Source organism: Parapedobacter soli (assembly GCF_025460835.1).
Classification (GTDB): domain Bacteria; phylum Bacteroidota; class Bacteroidia; order Sphingobacteriales; family Sphingobacteriaceae; genus Parapedobacter; species Parapedobacter soli.
On record NZ_JAMXAY010000048.1, the window covers coordinates 1 to 26167 of the forward strand.

General features: G+C 49.3%; 19 protein-coding genes. 17 read left to right on the top strand and 2 right to left on the bottom strand.

The window, feature by feature from the left end; all coding sequences use genetic code 11:
* The 4 genes from NGM62_RS17095 to NGM62_RS17110 all read left to right on the top strand — a co-directional run.
* Positions 1–1124 (top strand): T9SS type B sorting domain-containing protein (locus tag NGM62_RS17095; RefSeq protein ID WP_262249498.1); only part of this gene is annotated, 1124 nt, incomplete at its 5' end.
* A gap of 33 nt (positions 1125–1157) precedes the next feature.
* Positions 1158–2051 (top strand): PorP/SprF family type IX secretion system membrane protein, encoded by an 894-nt coding sequence (locus tag NGM62_RS17100; protein ID WP_262249499.1) that lies wholly within the window; start codon positions 1158–1160, stop codon positions 2049–2051.
* A gap of 51 nt (positions 2052–2102) precedes the next feature.
* Positions 2103–3899 carry a tetratricopeptide repeat-containing sensor histidine kinase gene (locus NGM62_RS17105; protein ID WP_262249500.1) on the top strand — a complete coding sequence of 599 codons (1797 nt, stop codon included), beginning with the start codon at positions 2103–2105 and terminating at the stop codon, positions 3897–3899.
* Positions 3896–4537 (top strand): response regulator, encoded by a 642-nt coding sequence (locus tag NGM62_RS17110; RefSeq protein WP_262249501.1) that lies wholly within the window; start codon positions 3896–3898, stop codon positions 4535–4537. Before NGM62_RS17105 ends, NGM62_RS17110 begins: the two co-directional genes overlap by 4 nt.
* Positions 4538–4539: 2 nt before the next feature.
* Here the strand turns inward: NGM62_RS17110 and NGM62_RS17115 are convergent, their stop codons facing one another.
* A complete protein-coding gene (locus NGM62_RS17115) occupies positions 4540–5421 on the bottom strand; it encodes a PPK2 family polyphosphate kinase (protein WP_262249502.1) in 882 nt (293 codons plus the stop codon).
* 120 nt (positions 5422–5541) lie between these two features.
* Here NGM62_RS17115 and NGM62_RS17120 point away from each other — a divergent pair, with 120 nt between their 5' ends.
* Positions 5542–7884, top strand: a complete 2343-nt coding sequence (locus NGM62_RS17120; protein WP_262249503.1) for a transglycosylase domain-containing protein — start codon at positions 5542–5544, stop codon at positions 7882–7884.
* Positions 7885–8069: 185 nt separating this feature from the next.
* Positions 8070–11078, top strand: coding sequence for a DPP IV N-terminal domain-containing protein (locus NGM62_RS17125; RefSeq protein ID WP_262249504.1), 3009 nt, complete (start codon positions 8070–8072; stop codon positions 11076–11078).
* Here the strand turns inward: NGM62_RS17125 and NGM62_RS17130 are convergent.
* On the bottom strand, positions 11021–11389 hold the full coding sequence (locus NGM62_RS17130; protein WP_262249505.1) for a GIY-YIG nuclease family protein: 369 nt from the start codon (positions 11387–11389) through the stop codon (positions 11021–11023). The genes NGM62_RS17125 and NGM62_RS17130 overlap by 58 nt on opposite strands.
* 110 nt (positions 11390–11499) lie before the next feature.
* On the opposite strand from NGM62_RS17130, the gene NGM62_RS17135 reads away from it, so the two are divergent.
* The 11 genes from NGM62_RS17135 (at position 11500) to NGM62_RS17185 (ending at position 26148) form a co-directional block, all read left to right on the top strand.
* Entirely contained in the window at positions 11500–12273 is a 774-nt protein-coding gene (locus tag NGM62_RS17135) for a LexA family transcriptional regulator (RefSeq protein ID WP_262249506.1), read from the top strand.
* A 116-nt stretch (positions 12274–12389) separates the two neighbouring features.
* On the top strand, positions 12390–12860 hold the full coding sequence (rimP, locus tag NGM62_RS17140; protein WP_262249507.1) for a ribosome assembly cofactor RimP: 471 nt from the start codon (positions 12390–12392) through the stop codon (positions 12858–12860).
* Between the two features lies 1 nt (position 12861).
* Positions 12862–14100, top strand: coding sequence for a transcription termination factor NusA (gene nusA, locus NGM62_RS17145; protein ID WP_262249508.1), 1239 nt, complete (start codon positions 12862–12864; stop codon positions 14098–14100).
* A 97-nt stretch (positions 14101–14197) separates the two neighbouring features.
* Positions 14198–17101 carry a translation initiation factor IF-2 gene (gene infB / locus NGM62_RS17150; protein WP_262249509.1) on the top strand — a complete coding sequence of 968 codons (2904 nt, stop codon included), beginning with the start codon at positions 14198–14200 and terminating at the stop codon, positions 17099–17101.
* 149 nt (positions 17102–17250) lie between these two features.
* On the top strand, positions 17251–18624 hold the full coding sequence (locus NGM62_RS17155) for a tryptophanase (protein WP_262249510.1): 1374 nt from the start codon (positions 17251–17253) through the stop codon (positions 18622–18624).
* Between the two features lie 209 nt (positions 18625–18833).
* Positions 18834–19796 carry a formylglycine-generating enzyme family protein gene (locus NGM62_RS17160; protein WP_262249511.1) on the top strand — a complete coding sequence of 321 codons (963 nt, stop codon included), beginning with the start codon at positions 18834–18836 and terminating at the stop codon, positions 19794–19796.
* 49 nt (positions 19797–19845) lie between these two features.
* The gene (locus tag NGM62_RS17165; RefSeq protein ID WP_262249512.1) at positions 19846–21165 is read left to right on the top strand and encodes a Gfo/Idh/MocA family protein; all 1320 of its coding nucleotides are present in this window, start codon (positions 19846–19848) and stop codon (positions 21163–21165) included.
* The gene (locus NGM62_RS17170) at positions 21134–22162 is read left to right on the top strand and encodes an FAD:protein FMN transferase (protein ID WP_262249513.1); all 1029 of its coding nucleotides are present in this window, start codon (positions 21134–21136) and stop codon (positions 22160–22162) included. Before NGM62_RS17165 ends, NGM62_RS17170 begins: the two co-directional genes overlap by 32 nt.
* Positions 22163–22184: 22 nt before the next feature.
* Positions 22185–23108, top strand: a complete 924-nt coding sequence (locus NGM62_RS17175; RefSeq protein ID WP_262249514.1) for a hydroxypyruvate isomerase family protein — start codon at positions 22185–22187, stop codon at positions 23106–23108.
* 22 nt (positions 23109–23130) lie between these two features.
* Positions 23131–24372, top strand: a complete 1242-nt coding sequence (locus tag NGM62_RS17180) for a nucleoside permease (RefSeq protein WP_262249515.1) — start codon at positions 23131–23133, stop codon at positions 24370–24372.
* 96 nt (positions 24373–24468) lie between these two features.
* The gene (locus NGM62_RS17185; protein WP_262249516.1) at positions 24469–26148 is read left to right on the top strand and encodes a GMC oxidoreductase; all 1680 of its coding nucleotides are present in this window, start codon (positions 24469–24471) and stop codon (positions 26146–26148) included.
* The last annotated feature ends 19 nt before the right edge of the window (positions 26149–26167 follow it).

The following is a 26167-nucleotide window of genomic DNA, read 5'->3' on the forward strand; positions in this document are numbered from 1 at the left end:
CGGTAAGCTTCACCAATAACAGCCGCACTGCCGCGGGCAGCCAGGCGGTGATAGCTACCATCAGCGGTGATAACTATGAGTCGCTGGAGCTGACGGCGACGCTCGCCGTGACTCCGGCTGGGATTGCGGGCGTGACGCTGGCCGATGGCAGCTTTGCCTACGATGGAACGGCTAAGTCGTTGGCTGTTAGCGGTACACTGCCTGCCGGTACGTCGGTGGATTACACGAATAACAGCCGCACGGCTGCAGGCAGCCAGGCGGTGACGGCCACCATCGGCGGTGATAACTATGAATCACTGGCGATAACGGCGACACTGACCGTGACGCCGGTGGCTCGGAGCATTCAATTTCCGTCGATTCCGGCCAAAACATTCGGTGACAGCGATTTTCCTGCCGGGGCGGTGGCGAATACCGGAGAAATGATCGTGTACGCCAGTAGCAATGAGCAGGTAGCGGTCGTCCAAAACGGCATCGTCCAGATCGTCGGCATCGGTACTGCTACGATAACGGCGACGGTAGCTCCGAATGCTAACTACAGTAACACACCGGTAGTAACGCAGCAGGTTACGGTAGCTAAAGGACAGCAAACGATATCTTTACGGGATATTGGTGAGGTGAGTCGCGAAGTAGGAAGCATCGATCTGGGGGCGAGTAGTTCCAGCGGATTGCCCGTGACATTGACGTTGGATGACGAGCAGGTGGCGTCGCTGGACGGTACATCACTCCGCATCCTGCGGTTAGGTACCGTGCGCATTACCGCCACGCAGGCGGGCAGCGCAAACTACGACGCCGCAATACCAGTGACCATTACCGTGCGCGTGGTCGATCCGGCGGCTAAGTTTCCCGTTAGGATTCATCAGGCGGTATCGCCCAACGGCGACGGAATCAACGAATTCCTGATGATAGAGGGTATACGGGATTATCCGGAAAACCGCGTGACCATCTTCAATAAGAACGGCACCATCGTTTACGAAGTCAATGGATATGATAACGGTACCCGATCATTTACTGGCAAAGGTTCCGGATCTACCAACCTCCCGGCAGGAACGTACTTCTATATCGTAGAAATCAAAGAAGGTGTTAATTGGACATATCACAAAGGGTATTTCGTTTTGCGGTATTGATCTACATGAATTCGATAAAATAAAAGTATGGACATGAAAAAGCTAATCACCATTGCTGCACTGCTCGCGGCAACAACGATAACAACACGTGCGCAACAGGCGCTCACCTATACGCAATATGCCGAACACCGGTCAGCGTTAAATCCCGCAGCGAGCCTACTGCAGGAGCAGGGCGAATTTTCATTCATAGGAAGACGGCAGTGGGTAGGTTTGGAGGGGGCGCCTACGGCGTATTGGGGTAGTGGCCATATCGGCTTGCCGCAGTTCGGGGCAACCGTTGGCCTGAACATCAAACACGAAAGTATGGCCGTGGAAGATCATCTGGAAGCCAGCGTGTTCTTCGCGAAGGCCGTACGCATCTCCGAAAAGGAATATATAGGCTTGTCTTTGAATGCAGGGTTAAGCCACGTGAATGGAAACTTTTCGGCACTCGATCCGCAAGATCCAACCTTTCGCGATGACGTGCGCGAGACCGATGTGATGACGGGCTTTGGGGTGATGCTGTATTCCCCAGAGCGCTATTATGTGGGGTTATCGTTACCTCGTCTTATGCTAAGTACACTTGGTTTAGGCGGGATGAAACAGTATGATTTTCGTAATCAATATCACCTAATAGCAGGTGCCCTGGTTCCAATGGGAGCGGATTTCCACCTGAAGCCTTCGTTGCTGGTGACGTACGCCCAAAGTCTGCGGCCCCAAGCTGATATTGGTGCCATGGTGTTTGTAAAGCGGGTGTTCGGCGTTGGTCTGAATGTACGTAGTTATGGTGAGGTGGCCGGTATGGTGCAATTGAATTTCGGCGGATTGGGCATCGGGTACAGCTATCAGTTCAATGCGCGGAATGAACCATTGAATAGACGTATCAATAACACGACCCACGAAGTGGGATTGCGTTACCGTTTCGGCAAATCCTTCGGATTGCTGTAAATCATGAAATATTACTATTTTTAGACGCATCAAATACCATTGCCGTCGATTATGACCCGATTGATAGTATTACGTATTTCATTGCTGGTATGTATTTCCTTCTTGCTGTCAGCGACGGAGGTGATGAGTCTCCAACGTGATGTTGGCAATGATGGAATTTCGGATACCATACAATGGTTTCTTGACTTGGCCTGGGAACATACCGAGCTGAATAGCGACAGTGCGTTGTATTATGCCAACGAGGCGCTCGTGCTCGCCAAAAGCTACAACGATCCATTAGGCGAAGCGAAATCCCTTGAAGCCAAAGGGCTTTACTATGAGATTGTGCAAGGGTCTATCGATATGGCCACCCGCACGTACCTTGCTGCCGTCAAACTGTGCGAGAAGTATAAGCTTCCGTACATGGCGGAATTGTTTCATACGCTGGGGGTGTTGTTTCATACCAACGACAATTATGAAAAAGCAGCTCACTATTATGGTATTGCCTATAAGCTGGCTTTGGCTAATAGTATGATGCTCTTGCAGAAAAAATGCCTGATTAATTTAGGAGCTGTCAATTCATCACTCGGGGATTTCGGCCAAGCGGAGAATTTTCTCACCCGCAGTTTGACCCTGGGTGTTGGGAGGGAGCTCGATTATGATAGCTATGCCAATCTGGGAAACCTTCACATCCGTAACAAACGATACCAGGAAGCGGTCCCACTTCTGGAGAAAGCTACGGAGCGCCATCCGGACAATAGCGAGTCTGAGGTGAATCTTCGGTTCCTGATCGATGCAAAGACGGCACTGGAGGATACGACTGGAATGGCAGCTATCGTGGAAAGAGCCACTCGATCGTTGGAAACAAGCAACCCGATTCGGGAAAAAAGCCTCATGGCCATGACGATCTCGAACTATTATCGGGTCATAGGTGATTATGAACGCGCCCTGGGATTCCGTGATCGATACCTTGCACTATACGAGGAAATTAAGGAGAATCAACGGGACGAGATTGTATACGAATTGGAGGCCAGATATCAAAACGAGAAGAACAAAGTGTTGATTGAAAGGAAGGAACGTCAGAAAAGGCAGATTTTAGCGGTCGCCATGATTATCGCCCTGAGTTTAGTCACCTTAGCTGTGTTTTACCGGAAGCGGCTGGTTTACCAGCAGACCATTGCCGCTCAACAGGAGGAATTGAGACAACAACAAATCATCGAGTTGAAGCATAAAAATCGCTTACTGGCGATGACCAGTATGATTGAAGGGCAGGAGGCTGAACGTATGCGTATAGCAAAGGACCTGCATGATGGGTTGGGTGGGTTGCTCAGTTCGGTAAAGTCTTTGTTTTCAACGTTTCAAGCCACCATCGTAAGTCCCGAAGATCTACCTCGCTATGATAAAACGAACCAATTAATCGACGAAGCCTGTAACGAGGTTCGAAGGATATCGCATAATATGATGCCCCATGCGCTCAGCCTTTCCGGTCTGGAAGGTGCGCTTGTCGACCTCGGTGAAGGGTTAAGGCAGACTGGGATTGCCGTTACCTTGGAAATCAGCGCCATTCCCAAACCATTGGCGGAGACACGGTCTGTGATGATTTATCGGATCGTGCAGGAATTGCTAGCTAATATCCGGAAACATGCCGATGCGAAACACGTGCTGCTTCAGTTGATTGCCTATCCGGAATCCATTATTCTGACGATAGAAGATGATGGAAAAGGGTTTGATGTCGGCAAAGCCAACCAAGCTTCCGGACTTGGCTTAAAGAGTTTACAGAGCCGTGTGGATTTCTTGAAAGGCAGTCTCCACATTGACTCACGAATAGGTAGCGGCACAACCGTGACCATTGAAATACCGATAATATGACGAATGTATTCATCATAGATGATCATCAGATGGTCATTGACGGATTCAAGCACATGCTTGATGCGGCAGAAGATATTTCCCTAATTGGTTGGGCAAGCTTGGGTGAAGAGGGAATCAGTCAAATTAAAAAATGCACACCCGACATCATATTGTTGGATATAAATCTCCCCGATATTAGTGGTATTGAGGTCTGTAAGCGGTTGATGAATGAGTATCCACAGGGGAAGATCATTGCCATATCAATGCATCAGGAGAGCAGTTTGATCAAGTTGATGCTACAGCACGGTGCCAGGGGATACGTATTGAAAAATGCTGGACAGGATGAATTGCTGAAGTCGATCCATGCGGTAGCTGGGGGAAAGATTTATTTGGAAAATACGGTCAATGAAATTGTTGTGAACAGTATCGGTTCACCCCGAAAGGAAGCTAAGTTAAACCCTTTTCCGACGCTTTCGCGGCGGGAGAAAGAAGTATTGGATTTAATATTGAAAGAATACACCACCCAAGAGATCGCCGAGAGTCTTTTTATCGGATTCGGGACAGTGGAAACTCACCGAAGGAATATGATGGCCAAAATAGGCGCCCGCAATACTGCCGGATTAGTACGTATCGCATTGGAATATGGCCTGGCCAAATAGCTTTATTTTTCCGACTCGAGTTGTTGCTTATATGAAGTAAGCTTGGCGCGTTGTTCTTCGGGGAGCTTCGGAAATTCCGGCTCCATATCTGCCAAGGTTTCTGTGATGATCTTTCCGACTGCATACCGGGCAAACCATTTTCGGTCGGCCGGAATGACGTACCAAGGCGAGGCCTCCGTAGCTGTGGCGGCAATAGCCTCTTCGTAGGCACGCATGTACGCATCCCAATAGCCCCGCTCTTCGATGTCCGATGCGGGAAACTTCCAGTTCTTGTATTTGTCTTCCATTCGGTCGAGGAAGCGCTCCTTCTGTTCATCTTTTGAAACGTGCAGGAAAAATTTGATGATTTTGGTGCCGTTACGGTGCAAATGGGCTTCGAACTGCCGGATGCTTTCATAGCGGTTGTTCCAGAAATTAACGTCAAAATCGGCCTCATCCCGATATCCCGGGATACGCTCCGATAAGTTGAATGTGGGGTGCACCTTACAAATGAGTACGTACTCGTAATGAGAACGGTTGTGTATGCCGATACGGCCTCGCTCGGGCAATGCCTTGTAATGCCGCCATAGAAAATCGTGCTCATAATCGTTGCTGGTAGGCTGCTTGAAGCTGAATACTTGGCAACCTTGCGGGTTTACACCGCTCATTACGTGTTCTATGGCACCGTCTTTTCCCGCTGCATCCATGGCCTGGAAGATAATCAGCAAGCTCTGTGAATCTTCAGCATACAATCGCTCCTGGTATTCTTTCAGTTGATCCTGGAAATCGGCCAAATCAGCTTTTGCTTCCTTCTTTTTAAGAAGTCCGGCATCGGATGTCCGGAAATTAGCCAGCTTGAACGACTCGCCCGAGGTGACCCCGTATTTATCGGAGATTTTAGACATAATCATAACGAATTGACGTGGTTGCAATATAAGGTTTTATTGATGAATCGCAAGGGCAAATGTAGCGGAATACCATATATCCCCGTCAGTATTATCAAAACAAATCGTCATCTTTACCCCATGTTTAAGGAGATACGAAACCGCTACATACGCATAATCATTATCGGCACCTACACGATTATTCTGTTGGTGTGTATGGTAGAGATGAATTTCCTTTGGTTGTTCGGTTATTCGCCCACTGTAAAAGATATCCGTAAACCTATTCAGAATGTGGCATCGGAGGTATACACGGCCGATAGCGTGCTAATTGGTCGTTATTTTAAGGAAGACCGTTCTCCAGTACCTTTCGACAGCATTTCCTCCAATGTGGTTAATGCATTGGTGGCAACCGAAGATATTCGGTTCTTCCGGCACCACGGCGTGGATTTCCTCGCTGTTTTTTCGAGTGCCGCGTCGGCCATACAAGGCGATCCACGGGGCGGCAGTACCATTACCCAGCAGCTGGCCAAAAACATGTACCGTACCCGGTATAACCAGTCGAATGGATTGTTGGGAAAAATACCGGGTGTAGGTATGGTCGTGTTCAAACTCAAAGAGTGGCTTACCGCATTCAAGTTGGAAAATAACTATGGCAAAAAAGATATCTTGGCAATGTACCTCAATACGGTTTCTTTCAGCAACAATGCGTACGGTATCAAAACCGTGGCGAGGCGTTATTTCAACAAGGAAGCATCCGAATTAGCTGCTCCCGAGGCCGCCGTGTTGATCGGTATGCTAAAAGGAACCACCCGTTATAACCCGGTGCGTAACCCCGAGCGTTCCCTTGAGCGGCGGAATGTGGTACTGGGGCAGATGTATAAAGCGGGTATGTTGAGCGATACGGCCTACGAAACTGCGAAGGCAGCCCCCTTGGGATTGCGCCTCGGGGAGACCGAAGAGTTGGGTAGTGGCGACTCATACTTGCGCACCGCAGTGGAACGTTGGTTGGACGATTGGGCTGAGACAAACGGTTATGATATTTATGTGGATGGATTGAAGATTTATACCACGATAGACTCGCGGGTACAGCGCCACGCTGAAGAAGTGGTAGCCGACCAAATGGCGGTATTGCAGCAGCGCCTGGAAAATGCATGGCGTGGTGAGATCCCCTGGCGAGATGCGGATGGGGTGGTAATTGACGGCTTTTTAGAAGGCCTTGCTGAGCGGACAGCGTACTATGCGCAGTTGGACGAAAAATACCAGGGCAACAAAGACAGTATTTTCTATAACCTCAATCTGCCCAAAACAATGGAAGTATTTACCTGGGATGGCCCTAAGGAGGTGCAGTATTCAACAATGGATTCACTGGCACATTATGCTATGATGCTGAATGCCGGTTTGATGACCATGGACCCCTACAATGGCGAAATCAAAGCGTGGGTGGGTGGTATCAACCATCAATATTATAAATACGACCATGTGTTTCAATCAAAAAGGCAGGCGGGCTCCACGTTCAAACCATTCGCATACCTGGCTGCGCTGGAAGCCGGTATGTCGCCCTGCGATAAGTATACCGATAAGTTCGTTCGTATTAATTATGTGGAAGACGGAGAGGAAAAAGCCTGGGAGCCGAAGAATGCCGACTGGGTATTCAGTGGCCGAGAGATGTCGCTGCGATGGGCTATGGGGCGATCGGTCAATTCCATTACGGCGCAGATCACCGAAGAAGTGGGGTGGGATAAGGTAGTCGATGCAGCCTATCGATGTGGTATCGAAAGTCCGTTAACCTCGGTACCTTCGGTAAGCTTAGGATCAAACGACGTTAGCGTGTTTGAAATGGTCAATGCTTATGCGACGTTTATGAACAAAGGGGAGCGGGTAACACCTATTTTGGTTTCGAAGATTGTAGATTACGATGGAAATACCATCGCCACATTCAAAATTACCGCAAAGCGGGTGATCAGTGAAGAGGTAGCCTGGCTGATGGGGTATATGCTACGGGGTACCATGGAAGAGCCCGAAGGCACCTCGCAGGCCTTGTGGGAATGGGACCTTTGGCGGAACGGCAACCAGATCGGAGGGAAAACCGGAACATCGTCAGGCTATGTGGATGGCTGGTATATGGGTGTAACCAAGGATCTTGTAACGGGTGTTTGGATTGGGTGCGACGAGCGGAGCATCCATTTCCGCGATTCACAAACAGGCGAAGGCTCCCGTACTGCGTTGCCGGTATTCGGCAAATTTATGGAACGGCTTTACCACGATGATTCGCTCGGTTATGATTACGGTCCCTTTCCCGAGCCAGGGGTAGCGATCAATCGCAAGTACCATTGTCCGAGCCCCCGTATTGTGCGGCCCGACAGTACCGTCACGGATAGTATTGCGCCGTTGAGGCTGCCAGATATCATGCTGGAGATTCCATCGGATATAGAAGAGCTGGAACAGCAGATTGAAATCGAAGTGCCGGACCCATCAAAAAAATAATATGTTGCCGATAATTAAACTTTTTCACCGATATTCGTTCTAATTACTCATTGTATCAAATACCCATTTTTCCCATGACGTACCACAATCGATTCTTCAGGCGCACATTGTTGAATATGTTTGCCATATTGTTGTTTTGTACCGTTGCGCCAACGGTTCAAGCTCAGTATTTTGGTCAAAATAAAATGAGGTATAAGACATTGGATTTCAGTGTATATGAGACACCTCACTTTAACTTGCACTATTATTTGGAAAACGATACGTTAGTACGGTGGCTGGCCAAGGAAAGCGAAGTGTGGTATGAGTTGCACCAACAGGTGTTCCGCGATACATTCATTCGTAAGAATCCGATTATTCTCTACGCCAACCACCCGGAGTTCCAACAGACAACGACGGTCCAAGGAGAGATAGGCGTGGGGACAGGAGGAGTTACCGAGGCATTCAAAACCCGTGTTGTGATGCCTGTGATGCAGATAAACCAACAGACCCGGCACGTGCTCGGCCACGAGCTGGTCCACGCGTTCCAGTACCGTGTGCTGATGGAGGGTGGCGACTCCACCCGGTTGGAAAATATCGGCAATATCCCCCTGTGGATGGTGGAAGGGATGGCAGAATATTTTTCCATCGGCAAGAAAGACGCTTTTACGGCCATGTGGATGCGTGATGCGTATCTGAATAATGATATTCCTTCATTGCGGCAGATGACCGAAAACATGAACCGGTATTTCCCGTACCGCTACGGCCAGGCGTTCTGGTCGTATATCGGGGCTACCTATGGCGATACGGTGATCATGCCATTATTTAAGGCAACGGCAATGTATGGCTATGAAATGGGGATCCGGCGTGTTTTCGGTTACGATTCGCAGACACTTTCCAATTTATGGCGGAACAGCATGATCAATGCATACCGCAGCCTGCCGGTAGATACGGCTGTGAAACCCGTGGGACGTTCAATCATCAACACAGGAAACTCGGGCCGGATGAACGTATCGCCTGCAATTTCACCCGATGGCAAGCATATCGCCTTCCTTTCGGAGAAAAACCTGTTCAGTATAGACCTGTTTTTGGCTGACGCGGAAACCGGAGAGAACATTAGGAAGCTGAGTAGTAAGCTCACCAATGAAGATATCGATGAATATAGTTTTATCGAATCGTCGGGGGCGTTTTCTCCGGACAGCCGTAAGTTCGCTTTCTCCGTGTTCAGTAGGGGCAAGAGTAAGCTAATGGTGGTGGATGTGGAGGACGGCAAGCAGCTTCTGCTGGAAGCGATGGGTGACATTTCGGAATTTGCCAACATCGCCTGGTCACCCGACGGGGAAACCGTGGCTTTTTCGGGCCTGCAGAATGGCTACAGTGATATTTATCTATACAACATCAGGACCAAAGCGCTTACACAGCTGACGAATGACCGCTATTCGGATTATCAGCCGGCCTTTTCGCACGATGGAAAATACATCGTGTTTAGTACGGATCGAGTGTCACTGCAATCGGATTCGAAGAGTGTAGATATTCCAATGAATATCGCGATAATCGATTTGGATACGCGTGCCATAACAAACATCAACGTTTTCCAAGGAGCCAACAACCTAAATCCGCAGTTCTCGGCCGACAACAGCCAAGTTTATTTTCTCTCTAACAGCGATGGCTTCCGCAATATGTACCGATATACGTTGGCAGAAGAGAAGGTGGAGCGGCTGACTCAGTATTTTACCGGTATCAGTGGCATCACGGAATACTCACCGGCGCTGAGCCTCTCGGCCAAGGGAGATGTATTGTATTCGTATTTCCGTGATAACGGCTACTCCCTTTATTATGCAAGAGAAAGTGAGTTCACACCGGTCGAGGTGGATCCGTATGTTGTTAACTTCGATGCTGCGCTGCTGCCTCCACCGGAGAATCTCGGGGTGGATGTGGTGAATGCCAACCTGAGTAACTTCAACCTGTTCCAGCGTATTGGCGACAACCAGATCGCGTCGGTGCCCTACAAACCGAACTTCAAGCTAGATTACCTCGCCAATAGCGGGATGGGGTTAGCGGTCGGTAGCCGTTATGGTGCGGGCATAGCCAGTGGTATCCAGGGTATGTTTTCAGATATTCTGGGCCACAACCAGATTTTTGCGGCGCTATCCATAAATGGTGAGATTTATGATTTTGGTGGCCAGGTGGCCTATATCAATCAGAAAAGTCGGATCAACTGGGGTGGCGCAGTATCGCATATTCCGTATATGTCAGGTTTTTCGATGTATGACATTAGGGATGTTGGGAACGGCGACGAACCGATTCTCGATACCTATATTATCCGGACATTCCAACAGCAAGCTGAAGCTTTCGGGGCTTACCCGTTTTCACGGAACCACCGGTTTGAGTTGGGTGGAGCCATTGCTCGTTACAGCTACCGCGTAGACCGGTGGTGGCAGAGTTATTATTATGGCTATGGGGGTAGGGATAAAATAGAAAATGACGAAGCAGGTCAGCTATTCGGTGGTAGCTTCAATGCATTCACCATCCAGCAGGTAAACACCTCGTTCGTCGGTGACAATGCTGTATTCGGTATTGCTGCTCCATTGCAAGGATATCGGTACCGGGTCGGGGCAGAGCAATATTTCGGCGATTATAATTTCACGGCATATACATTTGATGTGCGTAAGTACAACCGTTACCAGCCGGTTACGGTGGCCGCCAGATTATATACATACATGCGGGCAGGTAAGCATGAGAATGCGTTATATCCGTTGTTTTTGGGATACCCGCATCTAATAAGGGGTTATGAGAGCTCGTCATTCCGCAATAGCACTGGGAGTTTTAACTTCAATAGCCTTATGGGAACGCGTATTGCCGTATTTAATTTTGAATTGCGGCTGCCCTTCACCGGCCCCGAAAAGCTGGCTGTAATCCGCTCAGGAATGCTATTTTCTGATTTGAACTTGTTTTTTGATGCCGGACTGGCTTGGAATAGCGATTCGAAAGTCGCATTCAGGAGTACACCACGGTTGATCGATTCGCAGGTAAATCCGACCGACCCCAGTTTGCCTGCTATTGAAACATATGAACGCATCCCAGCACTCAGCGCTGGCGTATCGTTACGTGTAAACCTGTTCGGCGCAATGGTACTGGAGCCTTACTATGCATTTCCATTTCAACGCACCGATGTGCAATTCGGAACATTTGGGTTGAATTTCGCACCGGGTTGGTAAACGACAATCATTGGGTAAGTGGCCCGCTTCGCGCCTGTAGCTCCCAAATCCAGCCAATTGGGGTTACGCCGCCGTATCAAGCGCTCTTTCTGCATACGGGTGTAATGGCTTAATTCGTTAAACCTGCGTAATGCAGTCTCGTTGCTTGGGAGTGTTTCGTGATACACCAACCGCGACACGGTAGAATAAGCATCGAAAAACAATCCTGTAAGTTCGCGATACGTCTCGGCGGCCTTTCGGAGGTCGTCTGTCATGCCTACATGGAGGCAATTGCGGTTGCTGTCGGTAAGGATATAAACATAGCTACTCATGTTGTGGAAAAAATATTTTAGTATTAATTTTTACAATCTAGAAAAAGTTACTAACTTTATTGGCACAATAATACTAATTTATTTAGTTAATACAAATTTATTTTTATTTTATGTCTAACATTGCTAACAATCTTAAATACCTTCGTAAGAAAAAGCGGCTTACCCAGCAGCAATTTGCGGAAGAAATGGGTATTAAACGTGCGTCTGTAGGGGCCTATGAAGAACGCCGGGCAGAACCCAAGTATGAGTTGCTAAAGAAAATCGCCGACTTTTATAACCTAACGATGGATGAGTTGGCCAATGATGTGATTGACGATAAGTGGAAGCCTACGGCCCGTGGCAACGCGGCCAGTGTCCGGGTATTGAGCATCACTGTAGATGGTGAGGATAAGGAGAATATCGAACTGGTGCCAGTCAAAGCCAGTGCCGGATATCTGAATGGTTATGCCGATCCGGAGTACATCGCGGAATTGCCTCGGTTTAGCCTGCCCATGTTCAGGCAGGGTACCTATCGGGCTTTTGAAATCAAAGGTGATTCGATGCTGCCGCTCCAGCCGGGCAGTGTGGTCATTGCCGAATATGTAGAAGATTGGAGCAGCATCAAACCGGGGCAGACCTACGTGGTCATCTCCAAAGATGAAGGTATTGTGTACAAACGTATTGCTTTTAAATATAAGGCTGACAAAGGGCTGAAGCTGGTATCCGATAACAAGAGTTACGATCCGTATTGGGTTTCCACAGACGATATATTAGAAGTATGGAGAGCAAAAGCATATATCAGTACACAGTTACCCGAGCCGCCCCCCGAGCCAACGATGGAAACACTCACGGCGATGATGACCCAGATGCAGAAAACCATTAGCAATGTGGTTGAAAAAAGGTGAAAAAAGCGACGGGCGTGATTTTTTATTTTTGAAGATTTTTTTTACCTTTGCGTGATCTTGGTAAAGAGGGGACAGCTTTAGTCCCCTTTTTTCATGGTTACTAGTTTGATAGAGACGTGGCACATTCGATAGAAGACAGGGTTAACACATTGGTGCAGGAGAAAATTGCCGATAGGGAAGATCTCTTTGTCGTAGACGTAAAGATGCATTCCAACGGCAAGTTGGAGGTGTTAGTAGACGGCGACCAAGGGATCAGTATCCAAGATTGTGCAGCGATAAGCCGCCATGTGGGTTTCCACTTGGAAGAGGAAGATACGATACAACATGCATACCGACTGGAAGTGTCGTCGCCCGGTATAGACCGCCCGCTAAACACGGTGCGGCAATACCGCAAGAATATCGGAAGAACGGTTGAGGTTTCGCTGCAGGATGGGGGAACCGTGTCAGGCAAATTAGTGGAGGTGGCAGAAGAGTCCATCATCATCGTTGAAAAAATAAAAGAGAAAGGGAAGAAAGCTGTGGAACAGCAGCGAATGATACCCCTTGGAAACATCACAACAATAAAGGTGTTAATTTCATTTAAATAAAATGAGCAATAATATCAATCTCATTGACTCTTTTCAAGAATTTAAAGAGTTCAAGAACATCGACCGCCCGACGGTCATCAGTGTGCTGGAGGAAGTTTTCCGGAGTATGATCCGCAGAAAATACGGTACAGACGAAAACTGCGACGTCATTGTCAACCCCGACAACGGTGACTTGGAAATATGGCGTACCCGCGTTGTCGTGGAAGACGAGTTCTCGGAAGACGACGATTTGGAAATAGAGCTTGCCGAGGCAAGGAAATACGACCCCGATTTGGAAGTAGGCGATGACTATATCGAAGAGATCACGCTCGAAAGTTTCGGCCGCCGGGCCATACTGGCGGCCCGTCAGACATTGGTCTCTAAAATACTGGAATTAGAGAAAGACGAAGTATTCAAAAAATACAAGGATAGAGAAGGGGAGCTGATTACCGGCGAAGTATACCAGATATGGAAAAAAGAAACGTTGGTGCTCGATGATGACGGCAATGAGCTGATTTTGCCGAAGACCGAACAGATTCCGGCAGACTATTTCAAGAAAGGTGATACCATCCGCGCCGTGGTAGAGAAGGTAGAGATGGTCAATGCCAATCCCCGCATCATCATCTCGCGCACGTCACCCGCTTTCTTGCAGCGACTCTTTGAGTTGGAAGTGCCAGAGATATTTGACGGATTGATCACAATTAAGAAAATCGTCCGGGAACCGGGTGAACGGGCCAAGGTAGCTGTGGAGTCGTACGATGATCGCATCGACCCGGTGGGGGCTTGTGTAGGCATGAAAGGCTCGCGTATACATGGTATCGTGCGTGAGCTGCGCAATGAAAACATCGACGTGATCAATTACACCAATAATACACAGCTATACATCCAGCGGGCGCTGAGCCCAGCGCGCATCGGTTCTATCAAGCTAGACGATGAGCACATGACGGCTGCGGTGTACCTTAAATCCGATCAGGTTTCGTTGGCAATCGGGCGCGGTGGGCATAATATCAAGCTTGCAGGTAAGTTGACAGGATACGAAATAGATGTGTATCGCGAAGCCGAAGAGGTGGAAGAGGATGTGGATATCGAAGAATTTGCAGATGAAATTGACGGCTGGATCATCGATGAGCTGAAGCGTGTTGGGTTGGATACTGCCAAATCGGTATTGGCTCTCTCCGTCGACGATCTGGTGCGGCGCACTGATTTAGAGGAAAGTACCATTCACGAAATCATACAGGTGTTGGAAGCGGAGTTTGAATAGCGGCATGCATCAACGCGGCATTTTCATTTCATTGCCGATAAACGCTTAAAAAAGTATACTTTTGTATAGCACAAAAAACGAGAGGTAAATAAATTAGATGTCAGAAGGTAAGCGCATAACATTGCTGAAAGCAGCAAAAGAACTGAACATTGGTATAGGCACCGCTGTGGAGTTTTTAGCCAAAAGTGGCTATGAAATCGAGCCCAAGCCGGCTACAAAGCTGGATAGCGAGACCTATGATGTGCTGTTACGGGAGTTTCAGGGCGATAAGATCGTGAAGGAGGAAGCCAATCAAATCATCATTGGTAAGATTCGTCGCGAAGAGTCACCTGCTGAAGCGGTTATGCCAAAGCCAAGGCGTGAGAGTGACGGGGAGGAGATTCTAATTAAGAATACGGGCTCGTTCGTGCCCGACGAACACCCAGAGGTAGCAGCATCTGAACCAGAGAAGGAAAAAGAAAAGCCTGCTGCGCCTACTGTCGAAGTGGAAGAAGAACCCCACCATACGGGGATGAAGATTGTCGGCAAAATAGATTTGTCGACCTTGAATAGAGGAGGGAAACATCACCCTAAACCCGCAAAAGAGGAAGTGACAAAGGCCGCTGATGAAGCCGTAACACCAAAACAGGAGGTGCCGGAATCGAAGATAGCTGATGTGCCAGCCGAACAGCCGGAAAAAGTTGCCGCTGCAGTGGAGCAGCCCGAGGAAGAGCAGCCGCCAGCAGCAGCTGAAGCAGAGCAGCCCGCACCAGAGGCAAGTGCTCCATCCGAATCACGGAAGGCCGACGCCAAAGCGGAGACACATTTACCAAAACAAGACGTTATCCGGGCGCGGGCGCAGCGCCTCACGGGCCCCAACGTCGTTGGTCGGATTGATTTGCCTACACACCATCCGAAAGAAAAGCCAGTGGCTTCTTCGAGTTCAGCAGGTGGGGCAGCTCACGACCAGAAGCGGAAAAGGAAACGTAAGGATAAACCAACCCAACAACGGCCAGGCACCCATACGACGCCCCACCAAGGCGGCGGTAAAGGGCGGTCGGAATTCAGGGGCAAGCCACGTCATGGTAGCGAAAGCCGGGAGGAACCATCTGAAAAAGAAATCCAAGACCAGATTAAGGCCACCCTTGCACGGCTCAGCGGTGCGGGTAAATCCAGCAAGTTCGCCCAGCGCGCGAAGCTCCGCCGTCAGAAGCGTGATGATATTGCCCATTCGGCGGAAGAAGCAGCGTTGGAACAGGAAATGATGTCGAAGGTATTGAAGGTTACGGAGTTCGTGACCGCCAACGACCTGGCCAACATGATGGGTGTACAGGTAACACAAATCATCGCGACCTGCATGAGCCTTGGCCTCTTCGTTTCCATCAACCAACGCCTGGATGCGGAAACGATTGCGATCGTAGCGGATGAGTTCGGCTATGAAATCGAATTCGTGAAGCCTGAAGACGAGGAAAACACAGAGCTGGAAGAACCGGATACCCCGGAAAACCTCATCCCGCGCGCACCCATCGTCACCGTGATGGGCCACGTAGACCACGGTAAGACATCATTGCTTGATTACGTGCGTAAAACTAACGTTATCGGCGGTGAAGCCGGCGGGATTACCCAGCATATAGGGGCTTATGAAGTGACACTGGATGATGGACGAAAAATGACGTTCCTCGATACACCGGGCCACGAGGCGTTTACGGCGATGCGTGCGCGCGGTGCACAGGTCACCGATATTGCCATTATCGTAATCGCGGCGGACGATAGCGTGATGCCGCAAACGAAAGAGGCTATCAACCACGCTCAGGCAGCCGGTGTGCCAATCGTCTTTGCGTTCACCAAAATCGACAAACCCCATGCAAATGCCGATAAAATCCGCGAACAGCTTTCCAGCATGAATATCCTGGTCGAAGACTGGGGTGGTAAGTACCAGTGCCAGGAAATATCGGGTAAGACTGGGCAAAATGTAGATTTGCTGCTCGAAAAGGTGTTGTTGGAGGCAGAGCTGCTCGAACTGACGGCCGACCCGAAGAAACGTGCGGTAGGATCGGTAATCGAAGCGAGCCTCGACAAGGGCAGGGGTATTGTCACCACCGTATTGATACAAGGGGGCACGCTGCGGGTAGGGGCCCCCATATTGGCTGGATCCCATAGTGGTAAGGTAAAAGCCCTCTACAACGAGCGTGGACAACGCGTCACGGAGGCTGGCGCTTCAACACCGGTGCAGATGCTTGGGATGTCGGGTGCACCTACAGCAGGTGATAAATTCTATGAAATGGAAAGCGAGACCGACGCCCGCCAAGTGGCCAATAAACGGCTTCAGTTGCAGCGTGAACAAGGCCTCCGCACGCAGAAACATATTACCCTCGATGAAATCGGTAGACGATTAGCCATTGGCAATTTCAAAGAGCTCAATATCATTGTTAAGGGCGACGTGGATGGTTCCATCGAGGCGCTGTCCGACTCGTTACTCAAACTGTCGACAGAAGAAATCCAGGTCAACGTTATCCATAAATCGGTTGGCCAGATCTCGGAATCAGACGTGCTGTTAGCATCCGCGTCAGACGCGATTATTATTGGCTTCCAGGTGAGGCCGTCTACCGGTGCTCGGAAGCTCGCCGAACAAGAACAGATCGACATCCGGTTGTATTCGATTATATACGATGCGATCGAGGAGGTGAAGGCCGCCATGGAAGGTATGTTGGAACCGAAGTATGAAGAGAAAATCGTAGCCAATGTCGAAATCCGGGAGACCTTTAAGATCAGCAAGGTCGGTACAATCGCAGGCTGTATGGTGCTGGATGGTAAGATCAACAGAAACCACAGCATACGGGTGATCCGTGATGGGGTTGTAGTATATACCGGGCATCTGGCGTCGCTCAAGCGTTTTAAAGACGACGTAAAAGAGGTGGCTGCTGGCTACGAATGCGGGTTGAATATCCAGAATTTCAATGACATCAAAGTAGGTGATATCATCGAAGCCTACGAGCAAGTCGAAGTGAAGCGCAAACTCTGACAACGTGTGCCATATATGGATAAATATCATTAAATGGCCCTCTTAGTGAGGCAATAAGAGACTGATAGCCCGGTTTTTCGTCGAGTGACTGAAACCGGGCTATCGTTTTTTTGTTGAACTAATGATACACTATTTAATGATTTTACCCCATGCATACCATAATCGAACCTTTCCGGATCAAGTCGGTCGAACCGATTTATTTTACTTCTCACGCTGAGCGCTTAGAAATATTAAAAGAAGCACATTACAATCCATTTTTAATCCGCGCTCGGGATGTAATCATCGACCTGCTTACCGATAGCGGTACCAGCGCGATGAGCAGTGAACAGTGGGCCGGGGTGATGCGGGGCGACGAGAGCTATGCGGGTAGTGATAGTTTTTTCCGTTTTGAAAAAATTGTCAATGAGATTACCGGGATGCCTTATATCATTCCTACCCATCAGGGGCGGGCGTCGGAGAAAATCCTATTTTCCACCGTAGGGGCTACCGGTAAATATGTGCTGAGCAATACATTATTTGATACCACACGCGCCAATGTAGAGTTTGCAGGTGCACAGGGCGTTGACCTGCGGTGCGCTGAAAGCAAGGACCCCGACACCATTGCACCCTTCAAAGGTAATATGGATACCGCAGCATTGCAGGCTTTTATCGATGAGCACGGTGCCGAACAGGTTTCGATGGTTATCATAACCGTAACCAATAATTCGGGCGGTGGCCAACCCGTTAGCATGGCCAATATTGGAGCCGTGAAAGCGATATGTAAATCATACAACATACCATTATTCATCGATGCCTGTCGATTTGCGGAGAATGCTTATTTCATCAAGTTAAGGGAGCCAGGATACGGAACGAAAAGTATCCTGCAGATTGCCCATGAGCTATTTTCCTATGCAGATGGTTGTACTATGAGTGCAAAAAAAGATGCGTTTGCCAACATCGGCGGATTCCTCGCTATGCGGGATGGACAGCTTGCTGAAAAGTGCCGGAACCTATTGATTATCACTGAAGGTTTCCTAACCTATGGTGGGCTTGCCGGTCGCGACTTAGAAGCCGTTGCCATCGGTTTACGCGAAGTAATGAATGAGGATTACCTCAAATACCGCGTTCGGAGCATCCAATATATCGGCGAAAAGCTCGATGCTTTCGGTATTCCGTACGTAAAGCCTACGGGTGGGCATGCCATTTATCTGGATGCTGGACGTTTCATGGACCATATACCGGTGCACCATTACCCCGGGCAAGCCCTTTGCTGTGCGTTGTACCTGGAGGGAGGCATTAGGGGGGTAGAAATCGGTTCCGTGATGTTCGGTAAGTATGCAGCAGATGGGAGCCTCATCGCCCCACCAATCGAGTTGGTACGGCTTGCCATACCCCGGAGGGTGTATACCCAAAGTCATATCGATTATGTTGCCGAGGTCATCGCGGCCGTCTACCAAAAGCGGCATGGATTCGGTGGCTACCGCATAACCTATGAACCACCTATGCTTAGGCATTTCACTGCCCGGTTTGAACCCCTGCAATGACGTTTACCCGTCCGGGAGAAAAGTTTTCCACACGTTTAGGTAGCCACGTCTGTGTAAAATATACACTAAAGAGGCGTTTTAGATGTGCTGGGATTGCAAATCGCGTCATCAACCATGTTTGCGGTAATCGAAATTAAATAGCCGAATTTTTGGATTTCAATAAAAAGGCAGTAAATTCAGCCACCAAATTTTGATTGATTGTAGCTGAAATGAGTGTTAATCCTTTTCTCCTTACGAGTATATTCCTGCTGAACGTGGCAGTTGCACAGGAAGATTTCAAACCCTATACGCAAAAGATTGACGGCACCGAACTTAGTTTCACCATGCAGCCTATCCCCGGCGGTGAATTTGCGATGGGTAGTGCAAACGGTAACCCGGACGAGCAACCTGTGCACCAAGTCGAGATCGCACCGTTTTGGATGGGTACCTATGAGGTAACGTGGGATATCTATGAACCGTTTGTTTATAAGGACCTTGAGGTAACCCGAAGCAGCGGCGATGTGCGTCCCGAAGTAGATGCGGTGACCAGGCCCACCAAGCCCTATTTGGATATGACTTTTGGCATGGGCAAAGAAGGTCATCCGGCTTTGGCCATGACCCATTATAATGCCATCCAATTCTGCAAATGGCTATATGTGCATACCGGTGTGTTTTACCGGTTGCCCACAGAGGCCGAATGGGAATATGCATGCCGTGCGGGCAGTACCACTACCTACTACTTCGGCGATGACGCTTCAGCATTGGATGACCACGCTTGGTATGCTGCCAACAGTGATGGCAAGACCCACGAGGTAGGCCTGAAAGAGCCTAATGCTTGGGGATTGTACGATATGCATGGCAATGTGGCCGAATGGACTTACGATCAATATATTCCCGATTTCTACCAGCAGTTCGATGGCGTTACGGCCAATAACCCCGTGGCGGTACCCGATAAGCTTTATCCACACAGCATCAGGGGCGGATCTTTTGTGGATGGTGCAGCTGAGCTGAGAGATGCCGCACGCTTACCTTCAGACCCTTCGTGGAAGCAGCTTGACCCACAGATTCCTAAGAGTAATTGGTGGTTCCCTGAGGCCCCTTTTATCGGCCTGCGGTTGGTTAGGCCGGTCAACCCACCCTCCGAAGCGGAGATCCAGGCTTATTTTGACCGGCCACCGATAGAAGATTATTGATTTGGGGTAACGATACGATTTTTTGAACCTTTAGATAAAACTAAAACAGATGGATAAAGCAAGTTTAGGCGGTCAACGCCGGGAATTTTTGAAAACATCGGCGTTATTGGCTGGTGGCGCGATGTTGAGCGGTGCACCGTTTATGGGTGTACATGCCAGTGTAGAAGATACCATTAAGGTGGCAGTAATCGGTTGCGGCGGACGCGGTACCGGTGCTTCTTTCAATGCCATCGCGTCAGGGGCTAACATCAAGATTGTAGCATTGGCCGATGCGTTCCGTGATCGGCTGGATGAGGCCTATACCAAGTTATCTGAGCGCCATGCCGATAAGCTCGACGTGCCAGAGGATCGTAAATTTGTCGGTTTTGATGCTTACAAGCATGCTATCCCGTTGGCCGATGTGATTATTCTTGCCACGTCGCCGGGCTTTAGGCCTATCCACTTCGAAGAGGCGGTGCGTCAAGGTAAGCATGTATTTATGGAAAAGCCGGTGGCTACCGATATCCCCGGCATACGTAGGGTTTTGGCAGCAGCTGCTGAAGCGAAGCGCAAAAAACTCAATGTGGTCGTAGGTCTTCAACGCCGTTACCAGGCCAATTACCGCGAAGCGGTAAAACGTATACAAGATGGAGCATTGGGCGATATCGTATCCGGACAAGTGTACTGGAACAGCGGTGGTGTTTGGGTGCGCCCACGCCAACCGGGCCAAACTGAAATGGAGTATCAAATGCGTAATTGGTATTACTTCAATTGGCTCTGCGGCGACCATATCGTGGAACAACACGTACACAATATCGATGTGGCAAACTGGATAAAAGGGAGTTATCCGGTATCTATACAAGGCACGGGAAGCCGTGCTTGGCGCACTGGTAAAGATTACGGTGAGATATACGACAATCATGCGGTGGAATTGACGTATGCCGACGGGGCGGTGATATACAGCCAATGCCGCCATTTCGAAGGAACGTCCAACCGGGTAGACGAGACGTTCCAAGGTACTAAAGGCCGCACATACCTGTCGGCCGGAAATGACGCAGTCCTTTGGGATACCAAAGGCAATGAGCTTTATAGGCACCCCAAGCAAGGCAATGCCAATCCGTATGAACAAGAGCATGTGGAATTGTTCGCCGCCATCAGTAAAGGCGAGTACAAGTTTGAAGATGCCGAATATGGGGCATACAGTACACTGACCGGTATCATCGGTAGGCTGGCCACTTACTCCGGCCAGGTAATCAAATGGGACGATGCGCTGAAATCAAACATCGATTTGATGCCCGACCGTTTTGCTTGGGATGCATTGCCAAAGGTACTCCCCGACGAAAAAGGGCTTTATCCGTATGCAATACCGGGACAAACCGTGGTATTATAGTACATCTATAGCCATTTTGTGCTGGTTTCTGACATTAAACGCCGGTGAGCCGGCATTTAAGAAATTCCAGCTCAATGGTTATGCTCAGGGTACCACGTATGCGATTACATACTATGCAAATAGGCAGTCTGTTTCCAAAGCAACCGTAGACAGTATACTGTCGGTGATTGATAGTTCAATGTCGTTGTATAAACCATATTCGCTAATCAACGAGATCAATCGTACCGATGCGCCGGTTCGGATAACAGACCCTCATTTCTACCGGGTGCTTCGGCGGTCGTACGATATACACCGCCGAAGCGGCGGGCTGTTCGATATCACCGTAGCCCCGTTGGTGCAGCTCTGGGGGTTTGGCGTGCAGGCCATAGACCATTTGCCTGATAGTACAATGGTGGACAGTGTGCTGGCATGTGTAGGGATGGACAAGGTGAAGCTGAGGGGGCGCCGATTGATAAAAAAGCAACCGTGTGTACAATTGGATATGAATGGGATCGCCCAAGGATATAGCGTAGACGTATTGGCCGGCCATTTGGAGGCGCGGGGTATCCTGTGCTACCTAGTGGAGCTGGGCGGGGAGCTGCGGGTGCGGGGTCCAAAACCCGATGGGACACTTTTCCGCATCGGTATCGAGCGGCCCGCGCAAGCAAACCGGCGTAGAGCCGTAATCGATGACGTGGTGGCGATACAGAAAGGGGCGATAACCACTGCAGGTAGCTACCGCAAGTTTTTGCAAGATGGTGACCGGCGGGTATCGCACCATATCAATCCAAAAACGGGGCATCCGTTTACGAATGGGATAATCAGTGCGACGGTTTATAGCGATGAAGCCATGACGGCAGATGGCTATGACAACGTGATTATGGCCATGCCCGTTGCAGAAGCTGTTGCGTTCGCCAACAGGTTAAAGGGAGTGGAAGTATTCATTATTTATAAAGATCAACAAGGTGTGGTGAGGGATACTATGAGTTTGGGTTTTAGGCAGTTAATAGCCAATTGAAAATTATTAGAAGCTAACAAAGATGAAAAGAAGTGAATTTGTACGGAACTCGCTACTGGCCACAGGGGCGGTAATCGGCGGTGGTTTATCACCGGCTTTTTCTAAGGAAAGATCTATACGGCCGGAGGGCAAGCCATTTAATCTCAATTATGGCCCTCACCAGGGGCAATTTGAAAACCATGCGGGCAAGAACATCCTCGACCAGATCCAATTTGCTTACGACCAAGGTTTCCGCAGCATCGAAGACAACGGGTTCTCGGGCCGGTCTGTAGACGAGCAGGAACGAATTGGTAGCCTATTGGCGAAATTGGGTATGGAAATGGGTGTGTTCGTACTCGACAAAGGAGGGAATGGCGCGAATACCCTGGCTGCTGGCAAACAAGAACATGTAGATATCTTTCTGAACGGTTGCCGGCAGGCGGTAGAGCTTGCAAAGCGATGCGGTGGAAAGTTCACCACGGTGGTACCGGGTGATTATGCTCGGAATTTGCCTGTGGATATCCAGACCGCTAATGTCATCGAAGCGCTCCGGCGGGGGGCTGAAATACTCGAACCCCATGGCATCGTTATGGTACTGGAACCATTGAGCGATACGCCGAATCTATTCCTGCGCAATTCGGCGCAGACGTACCTCATTTGCAAAGGTGTAAACAGTCCATCGTGCAAAATACTATACGACATTTACCACATGCAACGCAATGAAGGAGATTTGATACCGAGCATGGAGCGCTGCTGGGATGAAATTGCTTATATCCAAGTAGGCGACAACCCCGGCCGGCGGGAACCCACTACTGGAGAAATTAATTACAAAAATGTATTTAAATACATCTATGATAAAGGATACCGTGGTGTGGTGGGTATGGAGCATGGCAAGTCTCAGGGAGGTAAAGAAGGCGAGCTCAAATTGATAGCGGCCTACCGTGAGGTGGATAATTTTATGGATTGATATTGTGTGAAATTTGGATGAGATGGCTGTAATAACAAGGGTCAAACTTTCTTTCATGATGTTCCTCGAATTTTTTATATGGGGAGCGTGGTTTGTTACGCTGGGTACTTTCTTGCCGCAGAACCTGAGTGCGTCGGGTTACGAAATCGCCAATGTTTTTTCTACGCAGTCGTGGGGCGCAATCATTGCGCCGTTTATCGTCGGACTGATAGCCGATAAATATTTCAATGCCGAGCGTATCCTCGGGGTCTTACACCTGCTGGGTGCTGTGCTGATGTACCAGATGTATAGTTCAGGGAGTGTGGGGCAATTCTATCCCTATGTTTTTATCTATATGGTAGCATATATGCCTACATTGGCATTGGTCAATTCCGTTTCCTTCCGGCAGCTGGCCAATCCCGAAAAATCATTCTCCGGTATCCGCGTGTGGGGCACCATCGGTTGGATTGTTGCGGGCCTCACCATCAGCTTCCTAGGTTGGGATTCAGCCGGTGGAATTCAGGAAGGGCTACTGAAGAACACCTTCCTCATGGCGGGCATTGCCTCGTTGGTGTTAGGTGTGTTCAGCTTCACGCTGCCAAAAACACCCCCGATTAAGAAAGGTGGTAAAGAGAAACAAAGCATTTCGGAAATTTTAGGCTTGGACGCCGTTAAACTGCTAGCCAACAGGAATTATTTAGTGTTTTTCCTTGCTTCCGTATTGATTTGTATCCCATTGGCGTTCTATTACCAGAATGCCAATTTATTCCTGTCGGAGATCGGTCTGGCCAATCCCACCGGCAAGATGGCCATCGGCCAGGTATCGGAGGCTGTTTTCCTGCTGTTGTTGCCATTTTTATTTACCCGGTTCGGGTTCAAGAATACCATCATGTTGGGTATGCTTGCCTGGGCGGTACGATATGCGTTGTTTGCCTACGGAAATGCGGGCGAGCTTACATATATGCTGATTATCGGGATAGCCCTACATGGTATATGCTATGACTTCTTCTTTGTTTCAGGCCAGATTTATACCGATGCGAAAGCGGGCGAAAAGTATAAGAGTTCAGCCCAAGGGTTAATCACACTGGCTACTTACGGTGTGGGCCAATTGATCGGCTTTTGGGTAGCCGGCTTCGTCAGCGAATATTATAAGGAAAACCCCACGGGCAACCCATTGTGGCAAGATATCTGGCTTGTACCGGCAGGGATAGCAGTAGTCGTGTTGTTTTTATTTGCCGTACTCTTTCGGAATGAAAAGACGGCCGCTATGCAATCCCACACATAATGCAATAATTTTTGAAAAATGACGTCTAATATAGTACCTTTAATACGCTAAACGATACAATAGAAAGATAACTAAATAAACACTATAACACAAACTATGGCAGATAATGTATATGATGCGATTGTAATCGGATCGGGTATCAGCGGTGGTTGGGCTGCGAAGGAGCTGACCGAAAAGGGCTTGAAAACCATTATGTTGGAGCGTGGTCGTAATGTGGAGCACGTGAAAGACTATCCAGCAGCTACCAAGCATCCATGGGACTTCCCGCATCGCGGTGGTCGTACCCAGCAGATGATCGAAGATTACCCCGTATTGAGCCGAGATTATCCGTTGAATGAGAAAAACCTGGATTTTTGGGTGAACGAGAAGGATAGCCCCTATGTCGAAGTGAAACGTTTTGACTGGTACCGCGGTTATCACGTAGGAGGTCGGTCGCTTACGTGGGGTCGGCAGAGCTACCGGCATAGTGACCTAGATTTTGAGGCAAATCTGAAAGACGGGCATGGGGTCGACTGGCCCATCCGTTATAAAGATATTGCGCCCTGGTACAGCTACGCGGAACGGTGGGCCGGTATCAGTGGCAACAAGGACGGGCTCGATGTATTGCCGGATGGCGATTTCCTGCCTCCGATGGATATGAATGTGGTGGAGAAGGATCTAGCGGCACGTATTAAATCCCACTACAACGGAAAAAGGCATTTTATTATGGGCCGGGTAGCCAATCTATCTGCCCCACATCACGGCCGGATGAACTGCCAATATCAAAGCCAGTGCTGGCTTGGATGTAATTTCGGTGCATACTTTAGTACCCAGTCGTCTACGCTGCCCCCGGCAGTGGCCACGGGCAACCTTACGCTACGCCCCTTTTCTATCGTAACGCGTATTCTTTATGATAAAGATACACAACGTGCTAAAGGGGTAGAAATACTGGACGCCGAGACAAACCAGACGTACGAGTATTTTGCAGATGTTGTGTTTGTGTGTGCCTCGGCGTTCAACTCTACCTGGATTCTGATGAACTCCGCCACCGACGTGTGGGAAGGTGGACTTGGCAGCAGTAGTGGTGAGCTCGGCCATAACGCGATGGACCATCATTTCCGCTGTGGTGCCAGAGGTACGGTTGAAGGCTATGAAGATAAATACTATTACGGTCGCCGGCCGACGGGCCTGTACATTCCACGCTTCCGCAACGTCGGCGATGATAAACGGGATTACGTACGTGGCTTTGGCTACCAAGGATCAGCAAGCCGCGGTCGCTGGAGCGGGGAGATCGCTGAAATGAGTATCGGCGGCGAATGGAAGGATGCCCTATGCGAACCCGGCGCTTGGTCCGTTGGTTTCACTGCGTTCGGCGAAATATTGCCTTACCATGAAAACCGCATATACCTCGATAAAAACGTGAAAGACAAGTGGGGTCTGCCGGTGTTGGCAATGGATATGGAAATCAAGGAAAACGAGCTGAAGATGCGTAAGGATATGATGGAAGATTGCAAGGAAATGCTTGAGGTTGCCGGAGTAAAGGACGTGTCTACCTACGACAATGGTTACGGCTTTGGTCAGGGAATCCATGAGATGGGTACTGCACGGATGGGCAGAGACCCAAAAACTTCGGTGTTGAACGCCCATAACCAAGTGTGGGATGCGCCGAATGTGTTTGTAACGGATGGTGCATGCATGACATCGGCTTCGTGTGTAAACCCGTCGCTGACTTACATGGCGCTCACCGCCCGTGCGGTCGATTTCGCTGTATCTGAATTAAAAAAAGGTAACCTGTGATCATTACTAAGCGCAGGGA

Coding starts and splice junctions, on each gene's coding strand:
- NGM62_RS17100 (WP_262249499.1), top strand. CDS start 1,158: ATGAAAAAGCTAATCACCATTGCTGCACTGCTCGCGGCAACAACGATA.
- NGM62_RS17105 (WP_262249500.1), top strand. CDS start 2,103: ATGACCCGATTGATAGTATTACGTATTTCATTGCTGGTATGTATTTCC.
- NGM62_RS17110 (WP_262249501.1), top strand. CDS start 3,896: ATGACGAATGTATTCATCATAGATGATCATCAGATGGTCATTGACGGA.
- NGM62_RS17115 (WP_262249502.1), bottom strand. CDS start 5,421: ATGTCTAAAATCTCCGATAAATACGGGGTCACCTCGGGCGAGTCGTTC.
- NGM62_RS17120 (WP_262249503.1), top strand. CDS start 5,542: ATGTTTAAGGAGATACGAAACCGCTACATACGCATAATCATTATCGGC.
- NGM62_RS17125 (WP_262249504.1), top strand. CDS start 8,070: ATGAGGTATAAGACATTGGATTTCAGTGTATATGAGACACCTCACTTT.
- NGM62_RS17130 (WP_262249505.1), bottom strand. CDS start 11,389: ATGAGTAGCTATGTTTATATCCTTACCGACAGCAACCGCAATTGCCTC.
- NGM62_RS17135 (WP_262249506.1), top strand. CDS start 11,500: ATGTCTAACATTGCTAACAATCTTAAATACCTTCGTAAGAAAAAGCGG.
- nusA (WP_262249508.1), top strand. CDS start 12,862: ATGAGCAATAATATCAATCTCATTGACTCTTTTCAAGAATTTAAAGAG.
- infB (WP_262249509.1), top strand. CDS start 14,198: ATGTCAGAAGGTAAGCGCATAACATTGCTGAAAGCAGCAAAAGAACTG.
- NGM62_RS17155 (WP_262249510.1), top strand. CDS start 17,251: ATGCATACCATAATCGAACCTTTCCGGATCAAGTCGGTCGAACCGATT.
- NGM62_RS17160 (WP_262249511.1), top strand. CDS start 18,834: ATGAGTGTTAATCCTTTTCTCCTTACGAGTATATTCCTGCTGAACGTG.
- NGM62_RS17165 (WP_262249512.1), top strand. CDS start 19,846: ATGGATAAAGCAAGTTTAGGCGGTCAACGCCGGGAATTTTTGAAAACA.
- NGM62_RS17170 (WP_262249513.1), top strand. CDS start 21,134: ATGCAATACCGGGACAAACCGTGGTATTATAGTACATCTATAGCCATT.
- NGM62_RS17175 (WP_262249514.1), top strand. CDS start 22,185: ATGAAAAGAAGTGAATTTGTACGGAACTCGCTACTGGCCACAGGGGCG.
- NGM62_RS17180 (WP_262249515.1), top strand. CDS start 23,131: ATGGCTGTAATAACAAGGGTCAAACTTTCTTTCATGATGTTCCTCGAA.
- NGM62_RS17185 (WP_262249516.1), top strand. CDS start 24,469: ATGGCAGATAATGTATATGATGCGATTGTAATCGGATCGGGTATCAGC.